Origin of the sequence: Mycobacterium sp. RTGN4 (assembly GCF_033804635.1) — a bacterium.
Classification (GTDB): Bacteria; Actinomycetota; Actinomycetes; order Mycobacteriales; family Mycobacteriaceae; genus Mycobacterium.
In genome coordinates this window covers 321,025-336,246 of sequence record NZ_JAPZLB010000007.1, presented here as the reverse complement: position 1 = coordinate 336,246, position 15,222 = coordinate 321,025, and the positions used below count along the sequence as shown (strand labels likewise).

At 67.4% G+C, this 15,222-nt stretch carries 15 protein-coding genes; 8 read left to right on the top strand and 7 right to left on the bottom strand.

Annotation, left to right across the window (positions count from 1 at the left end):
* The first annotated feature begins 56 nt into the window (after positions 1 to 56).
* Positions 57 to 1,193 (top strand): hypothetical protein, encoded by a 1,137-nt coding sequence (locus tag SLQ30_RS17775; protein WP_319447003.1) that lies wholly within the window; start codon positions 57 to 59, stop codon positions 1,191 to 1,193.
* On the opposite strand, the gene SLQ30_RS17770 is transcribed toward SLQ30_RS17775, so the two are convergent.
* Positions 1,194 to 2,111: an oxygenase MpaB family protein gene (locus SLQ30_RS17770; protein ID WP_319447004.1), complete on the bottom strand. Its 918-nt coding sequence runs from the start codon at positions 2,109 to 2,111 to the stop codon at positions 1,194 to 1,196. It lies immediately after the preceding gene.
* A gap of 87 nt (positions 2,112 to 2,198) precedes the next feature.
* Here SLQ30_RS17770 and SLQ30_RS17765 point away from each other — a divergent pair, with 87 nt between their 5' ends.
* Positions 2,199 to 2,819 carry a helix-turn-helix domain-containing protein gene (locus SLQ30_RS17765; protein ID WP_319447005.1) on the top strand — a complete coding sequence of 207 codons (621 nt, stop codon included), beginning with the start codon at positions 2,199 to 2,201 and terminating at the stop codon, positions 2,817 to 2,819.
* Positions 2,820 to 2,825: 6 nt separating this feature from the next.
* Here SLQ30_RS17765 and SLQ30_RS17760 read toward each other — a convergent pair whose 3' ends face one another.
* The 5 genes from SLQ30_RS17760 to gatC all read right to left on the bottom strand — a co-directional run bounded on the left by SLQ30_RS17760 (position 2,826) and on the right by gatC (position 8,621).
* Positions 2,826 to 4,184 (bottom strand): sensor histidine kinase, encoded by a 1,359-nt coding sequence (locus tag SLQ30_RS17760; protein ID WP_413468075.1) that lies wholly within the window; start codon positions 4,182 to 4,184, stop codon positions 2,826 to 2,828.
* A 2-nt stretch (positions 4,185 to 4,186) separates the two neighbouring features.
* Positions 4,187 to 5,689 (bottom strand): Asp-tRNA(Asn)/Glu-tRNA(Gln) amidotransferase subunit GatB, encoded by a 1,503-nt coding sequence (gene gatB, locus SLQ30_RS17755; protein ID WP_319447007.1) that lies wholly within the window; start codon positions 5,687 to 5,689, stop codon positions 4,187 to 4,189.
* A gap of 102 nt (positions 5,690 to 5,791) precedes the next feature.
* Positions 5,792 to 6,823 carry an ATP-dependent 6-phosphofructokinase gene (locus SLQ30_RS17750; protein ID WP_319447008.1) on the bottom strand — a complete coding sequence of 344 codons (1,032 nt, stop codon included), beginning with the start codon at positions 6,821 to 6,823 and terminating at the stop codon, positions 5,792 to 5,794.
* A 17-nt stretch (positions 6,824 to 6,840) separates the two neighbouring features.
* Complete coding sequence (gatA, locus tag SLQ30_RS17745; protein ID WP_319447009.1) at positions 6,841 to 8,325, bottom strand: Asp-tRNA(Asn)/Glu-tRNA(Gln) amidotransferase subunit GatA; 1,485 nt, start codon at positions 8,323 to 8,325, stop codon at positions 6,841 to 6,843.
* A complete protein-coding gene (gatC, locus tag SLQ30_RS17740) occupies positions 8,322 to 8,621 on the bottom strand; it encodes an Asp-tRNA(Asn)/Glu-tRNA(Gln) amidotransferase subunit GatC (protein WP_319447010.1) in 300 nt (99 codons plus the stop codon). The genes gatA and gatC overlap by 4 nt, the downstream gene beginning before the upstream one ends.
* Before the next feature lie 79 nt (positions 8,622 to 8,700).
* On the opposite strand from gatC, the gene SLQ30_RS17735 reads away from it, so the two are divergent.
* The 6 genes from SLQ30_RS17735 (at position 8,701) to SLQ30_RS17710 (ending at position 13,095) form a co-directional block, all read left to right on the top strand.
* A complete protein-coding gene (locus tag SLQ30_RS17735; protein WP_319447011.1) occupies positions 8,701 to 9,360 on the top strand; it encodes an amino acid-binding protein in 660 nt (219 codons plus the stop codon).
* Between the two features lie 125 nt (positions 9,361 to 9,485).
* Complete coding sequence (locus SLQ30_RS17730; RefSeq protein ID WP_319447012.1) at positions 9,486 to 10,100, top strand: DUF4178 domain-containing protein; 615 nt, start codon at positions 9,486 to 9,488, stop codon at positions 10,098 to 10,100.
* Between the two features lie 9 nt (positions 10,101 to 10,109).
* Complete coding sequence (locus tag SLQ30_RS17725) at positions 10,110 to 10,613, top strand: DUF2617 family protein (protein ID WP_319447013.1); 504 nt, start codon at positions 10,110 to 10,112, stop codon at positions 10,611 to 10,613.
* Positions 10,610 to 11,032: a DUF4247 domain-containing protein gene (locus tag SLQ30_RS17720; protein WP_319447014.1), complete on the top strand. Its 423-nt coding sequence runs from the start codon at positions 10,610 to 10,612 to the stop codon at positions 11,030 to 11,032. The genes SLQ30_RS17725 and SLQ30_RS17720 overlap by 4 nt, the downstream gene beginning before the upstream one ends.
* A 36-nt stretch (positions 11,033 to 11,068) precedes the next feature.
* On the top strand, positions 11,069 to 11,527 hold the full coding sequence (locus SLQ30_RS17715; RefSeq protein WP_319447015.1) for a DUF350 domain-containing protein: 459 nt from the start codon (positions 11,069 to 11,071) through the stop codon (positions 11,525 to 11,527).
* The gene (locus SLQ30_RS17710; RefSeq protein ID WP_319447016.1) at positions 11,524 to 13,095 is read left to right on the top strand and encodes a polyamine aminopropyltransferase; all 1,572 of its coding nucleotides are present in this window, start codon (positions 11,524 to 11,526) and stop codon (positions 13,093 to 13,095) included. Before SLQ30_RS17715 ends, SLQ30_RS17710 begins: the two co-directional genes overlap by 4 nt.
* Before the next feature lie 3 nt (positions 13,096 to 13,098).
* Here SLQ30_RS17710 and ligA read toward each other — a convergent pair whose 3' ends face one another.
* A complete protein-coding gene (gene ligA, locus SLQ30_RS17705) occupies positions 13,099 to 15,198 on the bottom strand; it encodes an NAD-dependent DNA ligase LigA (protein WP_319447017.1) in 2,100 nt (699 codons plus the stop codon).
* Between the last annotated feature and the right edge of the window lie 24 nt (positions 15,199 to 15,222).

Here is a 15,222-nt window from a genome sequence, read left to right as displayed (position 1 = left end):
ACGTTCCGAATTGGTTGGTTGCGGAGCAGGACTGGCTGACTGAGAGGCGATTTCACGTGTCGGACCTGTGCAATCCGGATTTTGCGCAGCTGACCGCAGCCCTCGGATCGCCCTGCACGGGCGCCCCGCCCATCGTGCACCTAACCAATCCGTTCGAGCTGGCGAACTGGACCTTGCCGGTCGTCGAGCTGTTGATGGTCAGCGGCGCGTTGATGGCCTTGGTGTTCGCGATCCGAAGGCTGCGCCGCGACGGCGACCCCACCAATCTGGCGTTGTGGTTCGCCTCCGTCGTCTACCTGCTGATCATCGAGCCACCGCAGTACTTTCCCGAGGCGTTCGGCATCGCAGACCAACTCGGAGTGGTGTTCGCGCACAACGTATTCACCGTGGACTTCATGTACGACCGACTCCCCCTGTACATCGTCGCGCTGTATCCGGCGACGATCACGCTCGCATTCGATGTGGTGCGCGCGGTCGGTGTGTTCGAGCGCCGCGGAGCGGTAATCGGTTCCGTGTGTGTCGGTTTCGTCAACGGGTGCTTCTACGAGGTGTTCGACCACCTCGGCCCGCAATTGCGGTGGTGGGCCTGGAACGACGACAACGCGCTGAACCACCCGATGATGAACTCGGTGCCGATGACGAGCGTGGTGATCTTCGCGATGCTCGCGCCTGCAGCGTTGGCGTTCCTCGTCTACGTCTTCGTCGGTCGACGCGTCGCACGTGGCGACTCGGTCCGAGGATGGGGATTGGGTTGGCGGACAATGGCAGCGGGCGCACTCGTTGCCCCTGCGATGACGCTCCTGAGCCTGCCCACATCGCTGTTCGAACGTCACAAGACCGTGCAGGCCATCGTCTTCGCGGCCGAGCTGGTCATGTTCGCGGTCGTTGCGGTGCCGGTGCTCGTCCAGCAGTGGCGCCGCACGCGACGCGAGGGTAGTGAGTACCCAAGCACTTTCGTCAAGGTGTTCGGTGCGCTGTATCTGGCGGTCTTCGCCGTGCTCTGGCTCACCGCGCTGCCCGACTATGCCGGGGCCATCGAAGGAATGACTAGCTCAGGCACACCGATCGGCAATGTCGCCTATGCCACAGTGTGTTTCGTCTTCGCGGGCTACTGCGTGGCTGGGGTCAGCACCGTCGTGCAGCGCGGACAGCAGCGTCCAGTGTCCGACGATCTGCCTGCGGCGCTGGCCTGATCAGGCGTGCGCGACCAGCCGTTCGCGCACCTCGGCGGGTGATACGGTGCGCGGATCGGCCGGCGGACCCGCCTTCAGATGCTGTGCCAGCACCTTGGCGGTCTCGGGCACCAATCGGCGCGACGCAGCCAGCATCAGTCGGGAGTCGTCTGCGGACATGGCTCGCACCACCGCGCGCGCCATCGGAGTCACCGCGGCATCCACGGCGGCGGGCTGATCGAATCCGCCCATGTGACGCATCCACTTCGGCAGCGTGGCGATGGCCGCAGGCGCCATGATTCGACTGCCCGCCCACAACCGCACGCCACGGTCCTGCGGCGTCCACAGCAGATAGCGCATGGCGCGATCGGCGTGTTCGGAGGTGCATAATCTGCCGCGCACGTCGGCAAAGTATTGGCGCACTTCGGTTCTCGATGCAGGTACGTCCGACGGCTTGCAGGTCTGCAGTTCCGCCGCGATGCGCGACTCCGCCCAGTAGCGGGATTCCTCGGTGGGCGACAGCGGCCCAGGTCCGTAGCGCTCATAGCATTTGAGCACCGAATGCCAGCCGGTCACGTGGATCCACAGTTGGGCATCGGGATTGTTGGCGCTGTAGCGCGCCCCGCTGATCGGCTCGATGCCCTTCGCCTTCGCGTGCACCTTCATCAAGGCGTCCGACACCCCGACCGCGGTGCGCCCATCGGCAACGGCGACAGTCAGGAAATAGGCCAGCGTCCGGTCCAGGCGCCCGCGGGGGTCGGAGTAGATCCCCGCACTGTCGGCGACCGCAGCCGCCAAGAATGGGTCGAAGTGTTCCAGCACGACCGAGCGCTGGAACCCGATGAGCGCCGTCGGGGAGGCCCACACCTTCCAACTCGGCGATCCGGGCCCGAAGAACCCGTAGTCGTCCTGGCGGATGGCCGCATTCGTATTCCACATAGCGCTGCTACCTCGGCTTTCGCGTCAATACAACGCAACCGTAGCAATTTGCGCCTTGGAATACAACAGTGGCGTAATATTGACGGCGTGACCGTTCGGCAGCGCCGCAAGTACGCGCCCCGCCTCCCCCGTGAGGAACGCCGCGAACAGCTGCTCGACGCGGCGCTGACGGTGTTGGCCGACGGCCCGCTGCACGAACTCAGCATGGAGGCGGTTGCCGAGGCGGCGGACGTCGGAAAGCCGGTGCTGTACACCGTGTTTCGCACACGCCAAGAGCTCGTCGCGGCGCTGCTGCAGCGCGAACACCGGCGCGGACTGGAGCAGGTCCGCGTCGCGATGCCGGACGACCTCTCGACCCAGGGACCGACGGGCGCATACACGGCAACGGTGTCGGCGTTTCTCGCGGCGGTGCTGGACAATCCGACCCGCTGGAGGCTGATTCTCACCGTTCCGGACAGTGCGCCCCGCGAATACCGCGACTCGCTACGCGTGGCCCGCTCCGCGATCCTCGCGCAATCGGAGGCCCTGGCGACGGCCGGTATCGGCCTGGATTCGCGGCTCGATGGCCTCGATCCGGCGCTGCTCGGACACACCATGCTGTCGTTTGCCGAGATGCTCGGCCGGTTGGCGGTCAACGACCCGGCGGCCTACCCCCGCTCACGGCTCGAGTCGTATGCGACGACCGTGATGAAGGCGCTGGGCCGCTAGCGCTCGCTACTGCGGACCGGGCAGCCGCAGCATCATTCGCGTCCCGCCCATCGGGCTGACCTCGAGTACCGCTGTGCCACCGTGCAATTCGGCCTGCTGCGCGACCAGCGCGAGCCCAAGCCCCGAACCCGACCGGGACGCCGTCGTGCCGCGATGGAAGCGCTCGAACACCGCGATGCGTTCCTCTTCCGGCACCCCCGAGCCGTCGTCGTCCACCGCGATCTCGACACCGTCACCGGAACTCACGACGCTGAGCTGCACGCGGGTCGCGCTGCCATGCTTGACGGCATTGGCGATGGCGTTATCGATGACAAGCCTCAGACCGGCAGGCAACCCGAGCATCAGGACGGTCGTCGACGACGCCAACGACACCTCGAGACCCGGGTAGTTGTGCGTCGCGTCGTGCGCGGCCCGGTCCAGTAGCTCCGTGACGTCGACCGGAACGAAGTCGTCGACCGTCGTCAGCTGGCCCTGCGCCAGCCGTTCCAGCGCCATCAGCGTCGCCTCGATCCGGGTCTGCGTGCGCATGACGTCGCCGATCACCTCGTCGCGTTGTTCATCGGCGAGGTTCATCGTGGACAGCACCTCGAGGTTGGTACGCATGGCCGTCAACGGTGTACGCAGTTCGTGCGATGCCACCGCGGCGAAGTCGCGCGCCGACTCCAAAGCCGCTCGGGTGCGCTGTTGCTCGTCACCGATGCGCGCCAGCATGCCCTCCACCGCCTCGGAGATCTCGACCGCTTCCCACACGCCGCGCACCTGCACCTCGTCCGGGTTGGACTGCGCGTTGATGGCCCGCGCCTGCTGCGCAAGCAACCGGAACGGGTTGACCATGATCACCGCAATCACCCAGCCGACCAGCAAGGTGCCCAGAATCACGCCGGCGCAGATCCAGAACACCCGCCAGTGAAGCGAGTCGATCTGGGCCTGGGTCTCGGCCACCGGAGCGCCGAGCGCAATCGACGCCGTGCCCGTCGTGATGGTGCGGACCCGGTACTCGACCCCACCAATCGTGGTGTTGGAGTAGCCCCGCGGAAGCTCGGGCAAGACGACGTCGCTGGGGATCGACACGGTGATCTGTCCGATGCGGGCCGTGCGCACCAATCCGTTTGCGGTGGCTTGCGGTTCGACGCCGCTCTGCTGCGCACTCCTGAGCAGGGTGTTGACGTCGCCAAGGCTGCTCAGCGAGTCCAGTCGACGGTCGAGTTGGTTGTACTGGTCGTTGGTGACGCCGACCCACACCCAGGCGCCGAGAATCAGTACCAGCGTGATGACGCCAAGCGCACCGACGACGACGATCGACCGCAACGAGAGCAGCCGAAGCGGCTGTCGCAGCAAGCGGTGGACCAGATCTTGAGGTTTCATCACTAGCCGCAGGCGGCCAGCACCAATTCGCGCACCAAGGCGGCGTCGGCCTGCCCCTTGGTGGCCTTCATGACCGCGCCGACGATGGCGCCTGCGGCCTGAACCTTGCCGCCCCGAATCTTCTCGGCCACATCGGGATTGGCCGCGAGCGCCGCTTCGACGGCAGCCTTGATCACCGAATCGTCGCGGACCACGGCGAGCCCGCGGTCGGTCATCACCTGCTCGGGTTCGCCCTCGCCTGCCAGCACGCCCTCGATAACCTGACGGGCCAACTTGTTCGACAGCTTGCCCTCGTCGACCAGCTTGATCACCGCGGCCACCTGGGCCGGGGTGATGGCCAGCGCGTCGAGTTCGACTCCTTCTTCGTTGGCCTTCTGCACCAGAAAGTTGCCCCACAGTGCGCGCGCCGATTCGCTCGACGCTCCGTGCGCGACGGTCGCGGCCACCAGGTCGATGGCGCCGTTGTTCACCAGGTCACGCATGACCTCGTCGGAGATCCCCCACTCCACCTGAATGCGCTTGCGCGACAACCACGGAAGCTCGGGGATGGTCTGACGCAGTTGCTCGACGAGTTCGTCGCTGGGCGCCACTGGTTCGAGGTCGGGCTCGGGAAAGTAGCGGTAGTCCTCGGCGGTCTCCTTGCTTCGGCCCGCCGTGGTGTGCCCGTCCTCGTGGAAGTGCCGGGTCTCCTGGGTAATGCTTCCGCCGGCCTCGAGCACCGCGGCCTGGCGCCGCATCTCGTAGCGCACCGCCACCTCGACGCTCTTCAGCGAGTTCACGTTCTTGGTCTCGGTGCGGGTACCGAACTCACTGGCGCCCTTGAGTTTCAAGGACAGGTTGGCGTCGCAACGCATCGAGCCCTGGTCCATTCGCACGTCGGAGACGTTCAACGCGCGCAACAGATCCCGCAACGCGGTCACGTACGCCCTGGCGATCTCCGGCGCGCGCTCACCCGTGCCTTCGATGGGCTTCGTGACGATCTCCACGAGCGGCACGCCTGCGCGGTTGAAGTCCAACAGCGACGTCGTGGCACCCTCGATGCGGCCGGTGTCGCTGCCCAGGTGCGTCAGCTTGCCGGTGTCCTCCTCCATGTGCGCGCGTTCGATCTCGATGCGCCACGTGGTGCCGTCGTCCAACGGCACGTCGAGGTAGCCGTTGACGGCGATCGGCTCGTCGTACTGGCTGATCTGATAGTTCTTCGGCTGATCCGGGTAGAAGTAGTTCTTCCGCGCAAACCGGCCCCACGGCGCGATGCCGCAGTTGAGCGCCAGCCCGATGCGAATGGCCGACTCGACGGCGCTCCCGTTGAGCACCGGCAGTGCCCCAGGCAACCCGAGGCATACCGGGCACACCTGAGTGTTGGGCTCGGCCCCGAACTCGTTGGCGCATCCGCAGAACATCTTCGTGGCGGTGGACAACTCGACGTGCACTTCCATGCCCATCACGGGGTCGTAGCGCGCAATGACCTCGTCGTAGTCCAGGAGTTCGGCAGAGGCGACGGTCATGATGGCAATCCTAGTAAGCCCATCCGTCGAGACTGCGCCCAGATCGCGACCACGGCCGATTTCACGATCTCACTGCAGTTTCGACGCTGGCGGAGAGAACAGTCAGCCGAAGAACTCGGCGGCGTCGTCGTAGCGCCCCTGCGGCACCAGCTTGAGTTGGCGCACCGCGTCGGCCAAGGCCACCCGCCCGATCTCCTGACCGCGCAGCGACACCATCATTCCGTACTCACCGGAGTGGGCGGCATCGGCGGCGTTGACCCCGAACCGGGTGGCCAGCACACGGTCGTACGCCGTCGGCGTGCCGCCGCGCTGGACATGGCCGAGCACCGTCGTCCGCACTTCCTTCTTGATCCGCTTCTCGATCTCGACGGCCAACTGCTGAGCGACGCCAGTGAACCGCTGGTGTCCGAACTCGTCGATGCCACCGTCACGAAGCTGCATGGAACCCTCGGCAGGCTTGGCGCCCTCGGCCACCACGCAGATGAAGTGCGAATCACCGCGCACGAACCGCTGCTTGACCAGTCGGCACACTTCTTCGACGTCGAACGGCTGCTCCGGGATGAGCGTCATGTGCGCACCGGACGCCAGCCCCGCGTTCAGCGCGATCCATCCGGCGTGGCGACCCATCACCTCGACGAGCATCACCCGCTGATGCGATTCCGCCGTGCTGTGCAACCGGTCGATGGCGTCGGAGGCGACCTGCAACGCGGTGTCGTGGCCGAAGGTGACGTCGGTGCAGTCGATGTCGTTGTCGATGGTCTTCGGAACCCCGACCACCGGGACGTTCTCCTCCGACAACCAGTGCGCCGCGGTCAACGTGCCCTCGCCGCCGATCGGGATCAGCACGTCGATGCCGTTGTCCTCCAGCGTCTGCTTGATCTGGTCGAGGCCCGCGCGCAGCTTGTCAGGGTTGACGCGAGCGGTGCCGAGGATGGTGCCGCCCTTGCCGAGCAACCGATCGTTGCGGTCGTCGTTGGCGAGCTGGATGCGGCGGTCTTCCAACAGCCCGCGCCAACCGTCCAGGAACCCGACGACAGTCGATCCGTACCTGACGTTGGACGTCCGCACGACGGCCCTGATCACGGCATTCAGGCCAGGACAGTCGCCGCCGCCGGTGAGCACTCCGATCCGCATCTGCTCATCCTCCCCTGTCAGACCGCGGTTGGCAGCGGACCGCGCGCAGCCTCGTAGGCTCCGCCGACGCGATACAGCCGATCGTCGGCAAGCGCAGGGGCCATGATCTGCAGCCCGACGGGCAGGCCGTCGTCCTCGGACAGCCCCGAGGGCACCGACATGCCGCAGTGCCCCGCCAGGTTCAGCGGCAGCGTGCAGAGGTCGAACAAGTACATCGCCAGCGGATCGTCGACCTTCTCCCCCAGCGGGAACGCCGTAGTGGGAGTGGCAGGCGAGACCAGCACGTCGACGCTCTGATACGCGCGCTCGAGATCGCGGGCGATCAGCGTGCGTACCTTCTGCGCCTGGTTGTAGTACGCGTCGTAATAGCCCGCCGACAGCGCGTAGGTGCCGATCATGATGCGGCGCTTGACCTCTGGGCCGAAGCCGGCCGCGCGGGTCAACGCCATCACCTCTTCGGCGCTGTGCGTCCCGTCGTCACCGACCCGCAATCCGTACCGCATCGCATCGAAGCGGGCCAGGTTGCTCGACACCTCCGACGGCAGGATCAGGTAGTAGGCCGCCATCGAGTGGTCGAAGTTCGGACAGTCGACCTCCGTCACGTCGGCGCCCAGCGCAGTGAGTTGGTCGACCGCGGCGTTGAACGAGGCCAGTACGCCCGCCTGGTAGCCCTCGCCACTGCGCAACTGCTTGACGACGCCGACCCGCACGCCCTTCAGGTCTCCGGCCGCGCCCGCCTTGGCCGCAGCCACGACGTCGGGCACCGCGACGTCCACCGACGTCGAGTCGCGCGGATCGTGCCCGGCGATCACCTCGTGGAGCAACGCGGTGTCGAGCACCGTGCGCGCACACGGACCCCCCTGGTCCAGTGACGATGCGCAGGCGATCAGGCCGTACCGCGAGACCGTGCCGTACGTCGGCTTGACGCCGACGGTCGCGGTCAGCGCCGCCGGCTGACGGATCGAACCGCCGGTGTCCGAGCCCATCGCGAGCGGAGCTTGGAATGCAGCAAGTGCGGCCGCACTGCCGCCACCCGAGCCGCCGGGCACCCGGTCGACGTTCCACGGGTTGCGCGTCGGCCCGTACGCCGAGTTCTCCGTCGAGCTGCCCATCGCGAACTCGTCCATGTTGGTCTTGCCGAGGATCGGGATGCCCGCCGCGCGCAGGCGGGCCGTGACGGTCGCGTCATACGGTGAGCGCCAACCCTCGAGGATCTTCGAACCGCACGTCGTGGGCATGTCGGTGGTGGTGAAGACGTCCTTGAGCGCCAGCGGAACGCCGGCCAGCGGTGACGGCAGCGGGTCACCGGCTGCCACCGTCGCATCGACCTGCGCCGCGGCGGACAGCGCCTCGTCGGCGGCGACGTGTAGAAACGCGTGATATTGCCCGTCGGACGCGGCGATCTGGTCCAGGCAGGCCTGGGTGACCTCGGTCGCGGACACTTCCTTGGCTGCGATCTTGGCGGCGAGGTCAGCGGCACTCAGCCGCACTAGCTCACTCATTCGGCCTCCCCCAGGATGCGCGGGACGGCGAAGCGGCCGTCGACCGCCTTGGGGGCTTCGGCGAGCGCCTCGTCCTGGGTCAGGCACGGCGCGACGACGTCGGGCCGCGTGACGTTGACGTCCTTCAGGGGATTGTCGGTGGCTTCCACTCCTGTGACGTCGACGGCCTGGATCGCACCGACATGGGCAAGGATGGCGTCGAGTTGGCCGGCGAAGCTGTCCAGCTCGCCGTCGGTCAGGGTGAGCCGGGCCAGACGCGCCAGATGGGCGACGTCATCCCGGGATATCTGTGACACGACCACAAAGCCTAGTCAAGGGCTTCAGGGCCAGCTGCGAGGACTGCCGTGCGCAGGCTCCTGTGTCACAGTGTTGCGCGTGCCGTCATATCTGCTGCGCGTGCAACTGGAGGACCGACCGGGCAGCCTGGGCTCGCTCGCGGTCGCCCTGGGCTCGGTGGGCGCCGACATCCTGTCCCTGGACGTGGTCGAGCGCTTGGCCGGCTACGCCGTCGACGATCTGGTCGTCGAACTGCCACTCGGCGCCATGCCCGACATGCTCATCACCGCCGCCGAGAACCTGCAGGGCGTGTACGTCGACAGCATCCGGCCCCACACCGGACTGCTGGAAGCTCACCGCGAACTGGAGTTGATCGATCACATCGCGGCGGCGGGCTCGCGGGCCAAGAAGCTCGTCGTGCTCGCCGAGGAGGCGCCGAAGGTGCTGCGGGTCGGATGGTGCGCCGTGGTTCACCTGACGCCCTCGGGTCTCGAACGCGTCGCAGGTAGCCACGGCGCTCCCGAGACCGAAGCGCAGACCGCGCCCTGGTTGCCACTGGAACACGCTGCGGCACTGGATGGTTCGGGCGAATGGGTGCCACAAGTGTGGCGTGACATGGACACCACGTTGGCCGCAGCGCCGCTGGGCGATCAGGAGACCGCATTGATGCTGGGCCGGCCGGGCGGGCCGCTGTTTCGGCCGTCGGAGGTCGCGCGGCTGGGCTACCTGGCCGGGATCGTCGCGACAATCCTGCGCTGACGTCAGCCTCATTCCATCCGCCAACTGACGGCGATCTGCCAGGTTCACCACAGCTTGGTGACAGGCACTTGCGGTTACTTTCTAGCAAATCATGCTGCCGCGTCGGTTGCACGGAGGGAACTCGGGTGGGGACTGGGCTTTTCGTGGCGGCCGTCGTGCTGTTCATCGCCGCGGTCATCGTCCTGATCATCGCGCTGCGCAGGCCGCGAATCCCCAAGCAGGCACCGTCCCGCCAGGACCCGTTGGCGTTCAACGCAATGCCGCAGTTCGGGCCCCGCCAACTGGGCCCTGGCGCGATCGTCGGATACGGCGGCATCGATTACGTCGTCCGCGGCACCGTCACCCTCAGCGAAGGTCCATTCGTCTGGTGGGAACACCTTGTGGTGGGTGACGGCGCCGAGCCGCTGTGGTTTTCCGTCGAGGAGGACGAGGGTCGGCTCGAGTTGGCGTTCTGGAAGGCCCGCAGGGATCTCGTCCTCCAGCCTGGCGGGGCGCTGACCGCCGACGGCCTGCAGTTCCACGAGCAGGAACGCGGCCACGCGTCCTACACCTCGGAGGGCATGACCGGTTTGGGACCTGCCGGCCAAGTGGACTTCGTCGACTACGCCACCGACGACGGCGCGGCGCTGCTTAGCTTCGAAAGATACGGAGCCGACATGCCGTGGGAGCTGTCGACCGGCACCCCCGTGCGGGCCGGCGAACTCACCACGTATCCGGCGCCGCCGCCGACTGGCGCCTAGGACACCCCGGTGCCCCTGCACGAACTCGCCGTGACGCCAACGGACGTCAGTGACACGGGATTGCGGCTGGCGCTCAATGCGCCCGCCCCTTCACCGCTTGCCATCCTTCGGCTCGCCCATCCCGACGGCGGCGCACTCGAACTCGGCATTCTCGGTGCATCGCACGTCGTGACCGTCGCCCACGCTGATTCGGCATTCTCCGAACAGATTTCGTGCGCGGCGCAGGCGAGCGGCACCGGGCTGCCGACGCACGCCCGGGCTCCGGGATATGACCTACAGTCGCAGACGACGGCATCCGACGAAGCGCGGTTCCGCACGCTCGCCGGTCGGCTTCGCAGGCATTGCGCGCTGGAGCCGAGCTGGCTCGGTGGCTCCTTTCCCGGCGACACGGCCGCGCTGACGGCGATCCACGCCGTATCCGACGGCACGGGCTGGCACTGGGAGACGTGGCACCTCTACCCAAAGCGTCCCGGCGGCACCGTCGTTCACACCGAAAGCCGGTGGCGGCCGTGACGCGCGGGCGCCTCTTCCTGATCGCAGGCGTATTGGCGGTCGCGGGCGTGGGCTGCCTGATAGGCAGCGTCGTGGTCGGACCAAGCATCCCGTCCTACCTCGGCGACAACTACGACTCCGCGGGCCCGAACCGCTACAACTGCTCGGGTTCACCCGATGACGTCGCCGACGACATCGCCGAGGACCAGCCGCCGGAAGCCCGGACGACCGACGACAAGACCAACACCGAGTATCTGCGCTACGACGACAACGTCGTGACGGTCGGCAAGTACGGCAACCAGTCGTGCAGCATCCACCTGGAAGGCCTCAACGATGGCTACAACCAGGGGCACTACACCTACCTAGGCCCCGGCTTCTACCCCGGATCACCCGCGAGCAGTTCGGGCGGAAGCTCCGGCGGACCCGACGGCGTCAAGTGACGCTCCAGCCCACCCATTCACCCCGAGGAGACGCAGATGTACCTGGCCGCCATCGATTTCGGCACCATCAACACCGATGTCCTCGTCCAGAACGTCGTCAGCACCCTGCTGTACTTCGTGGTCGGGGTGGTCATCCTGATCGCGGGTTTCGCCATGATCGATGCGCTGACCCCGGGCAGACTGCGCAGGCAAGTATTCGTCGAGCGCAGGCCCAACGCGGTGGTCGTCACCGCGGCCACCGACGTGGCGCTGACGTTGGTGATCGTCTCGGCCATCGTGGCGAGCTCCGACAAGTTGGGGCAGGGCCTCGTCGACACGGTGGTCTACGGACTGGTCGGCGTGGCACTGCAGGGCGTGGCACTCGTCGTCCTTGAGGCCGTGGTGCCGGGGCACTACCGCAACATCGTCGACGCCGAACAGTTCCATCCCGCGTCGATCGCCGCTGCGGTCATACTGCTGGCGGTCGGAGGGATCAACGCGGCCGCGTTGTCATGATCACCGACGCTCCCCCGGCCCCCGCTGCTGCCTTCGGGCTGCGCTGGCGGGCGCTGCTGCTGGCTTCCGTCGCGGCCTGTGCCGCCTGCGGCATCGTGTATGAGCTTGCGCTGCTGACGCTTTCGACGAGCCTCAACGGCGGAAGCGTCGCGGCAACCTCGCTGATCGTCGCTGGTTACGTCGCGGCGCTCGGGGTGGGCGGGCTGCTCGTCAAACCACTGCTGGCGCGGGCGGCCGTCACCTTCATCGCCGTCGAGACACTGCTCGGGCTCGTCGGAGGGGTTTCGGCGACGGCCCTCTACGTCGCATTCTCGTTCGTCGGCGGCTCGGCATGGGTGCTCGCGATCGCCACCGCCTTGATCGGCATCCTGGTCGGGGCCGAAGTGCCCCTGCTGATGACGCTGCTACAGCGCGGGCGCACGGCGGGCGCCACGGACGCGGGCCGGGTGCTGGCCAACCTCAACGCCGCCGATTACCTCGGCGCGTTGCTCGGCGGGTTGGCGTGGCCCTTTCTGGTGCTGCCGCAGCTAGGGATGATCCGCGGTGCAGCCGCCACCGGGATGATCAATCTGGGCGCCGCCGCGATCGTCGCGATCTTCCTCCTGCGCAAGGTTCTGACCAGACGCGAATTCGCCAGTGCCCTGGCTGTGCTCGCGCTGGCTTTGGTGGTCCTGGTCGCGCTGATGGCAGCGGCGCAGGGCATCGAGACCACCGCCCGGCAGCGGCTCTACTCCGACCCGATCATCGCCTACCGGCATTCGGCGTACCAGGAGATCGTCGTCACCAAACAGGGTGACGACATGCGGCTGTACCTCGACGGCGGGCTCCAGTTCTCCACCCACGACGAGTACCGGTACACCGAGAGCCTGGTGTATCCCGTGTTGGGCGCGGGGGCGCGGTCGGTGTTGGTCATCGGGGGCGGCGACGGGCTCGCCGCGCGAGAGTTGTTGCGCCAAAAGGGTATCGACGACATCGTTCAGGTCGAGCTCGACCCGGCGGTAATCGCTATGGCCAAGACCACGATGCGCGCCGCCAACGGCGGCGCACTGGACGATCCGCGGGTACACCTCGTCGTCGACGATGCGATGACGTGGCTGCGGGTGCCGCACCCCGGCGTTGTGCCGGCTGGTGGTTTCGATGCGGTGATCGTCGACCTACCCGACCCGGACAACCCGGTGCTCGGGCGGCTGTACTCCGCGGAGTTCTACACGCTGATCACCCACGCGCTCGCCCCGCACGGGTTGATGGTGGTGCAGTCCGGCAGCCCGTACTCGACGCCGACGGTGTTCTGGCGGACCGTCTCGACCATCGGATCCGTCGGCTTCGCGGTGACGCCCTATCACGTGAACGTCCCGACCTTCGGCGACTGGGGGTTCACCCTGGCCCGGCTCGGTTCCGAGCCTCCGGTCCCCATGATGCCGAAAGACGCTCCGCCGCTGAGGTTCCTGAGTCAGCGAGTGCTCGACGCGTCCACCGTCTTCGCTGCGGACGTGGCCCCGCAGCACCTGGAACCCTCGACGCTGGATCACCCGCGCATCGTCGACGACATGCGCGCTGGCTATCGCTGACGCTCAGTCCGCCTCGGGGCCCTGTTCCAGCAGCCGTCGGAAGCCGTCCTCGTCCAACACCGGAACGCCAAGCTCGATGGCCTTGTCGTACTTGGACCCTGGCGCATCACCGGCCACCACGTAGGCGGTCTTCTTCGACACCGAGCCGGCCGCCTTGCCGCCGCGGGCCAGAATCTGCTCCTTGGCCTCGTCGCGGGAGAACCCCGCGAGCGATCCGGTGACGACGATCGAGAGACCTTCCAGCGTGCGCTCGATGCTGGCGTCACGTTCGTCGGCCATCCGCACGCCCGCCGCCCGCCACTTCTCGACGATCGCGCGGTGCCAGTCGACGGTGAACCACTCGACCACCGCGGCGGCGATGGTGGGCCCGACGCCCTCGACCGCGGCCAACTGCTCCTCGGACGCCTCTTCGATGGCCTGCAGGCTGGCGAACTCGGTGGCCAACGCGCGGGCCGCGGTGGGACCCGCGTGCCGAATGGACAGCGCGACGATGACCCGCCACAGCGGCTGGGCCTTGGCCTTGCCCAGATTTGCCAGCAGGCGTTGGCCGTTTGCGCTCAGCTCGCCCGCCTTAACCCGGAACAGGTCGGTGCGCAGTAGATCGTCCTCGGTGAGTGAGAACAGGTCACCCTCGTCGGTGATGACACCCGACAGCAACAGCGCCGTCGCGGCCTCATAGCCGAGCCCCTCGATGTCGAAGGCCCCGCGGCCCGCGACGTGAAAGACTCGCTCGCGCAACTGCGCTGGGCAACTTCGCGAGTTGGGGCAGCGGATGTCGGCGTCCCCCTCCTTGGCGGGCGCGAGCGTGGTGCCGCACTCGGGGCACTGCGTCGGCATCTCGAATTCGCGCTCGGTGCCGTCGCGGACGTCGACCACGGGGCCGAGCACTTCGGGGATGACGTCTCCGGCCTTCCGGATGACGACGGTGTCACCGATGCGCACGCCCTTGCGCTTGACCTCCGAGGCGTTGTGCAGCGTGGCCTGGCTGACCGTCGACCCGGCCACCTTGACCGGCTCCATGAAGGCGAACGGGGTGACGCGACCGGTGCGGCCGACGTTGACCTTGATGTCGAGCAGCCTGGTGGTGGCTTCCTCGGGCGGATACTTGTAGGCGATCGCCCAGCGAGGTGCGCGCGACGTGGCACCCAGCCTGCGCTGCAGCCCGACCTGGTCGACTTTGACCACCAGACCGTCGATTTCGTGTTCGACGTCGTGGCGATGCTCGCCCCAGTAGGCGACGCGCTCGGCGACTGCGGCAATCCCGGTCACCCGCGTGGTGTGGTCGGACACGGGCAAGCCCCATGCCTTCAACGCGCGGTAGGCATCGTGCAGCGTGGCCGGAGTGAAACCCTCGGCTCGGCCGAGCCCGTGGCAGATCATGTGCAGGTTGCGGCGCGCGGTGATCGCCGGATTCTTCTGTCGCAGTGAGCCGGCCGCGCTGTTGCGCGGGTTGGCGAACGGCAGCTTGCCCTCCTCGACGAGGTTGGCGTTCAGTACCTCGAAGTCGGCCAGCCGGAAGAAGACTTCGCCGCGCACTTCGAGCACCTTCGGGACCGGGAACTCCGCGTTCTCGGCGAGCGTCTCGGGTACGTCGGTGATGGTGCGGGCGTTGAGCGTCACGTCCTCGCCGGTGCGGCCGTCGCCGCGGGTGGCCGCCCGAACCAGCTTGCCGCCGCGGTACACCAACGCCAGCGCGACGCCGTCGATCTTCAACTCGCACAGGAATTCGGGATCGTCGCCGACCTCACCGACCAGGCGCGCCGCCCACGCCGTGAGTTCCTCGGGCGTGAAGACGTTGTCCAGTGACAGCATCCGCTCGAGATGATCGGCGGAGGTGAAGTCGGTGGCGAAGCCGGCGCCCCCCACCAGTTGGGTGGGTGAGTCGGGGGTCCTCAACTCGGGGTGACGCTCTTCGAGGGCGGTGAGCTCGGAGAGCAGCTTGTCGAACTCGCCATCGGAGATGACGGGCGCGTCCCTGACGTAGTAGCGGAACTGGTGGCCACGCACGTCCTCGGCCAGCGTCTGCCACTCGCGCCGCACCTCGGCGGGAACCGGATCGGCCTCAGGATCTGAGGAGGGGTCGGGCGGGGCTGAGCTCACCATCGAAGGCTATCGGAGAGCCCCGAC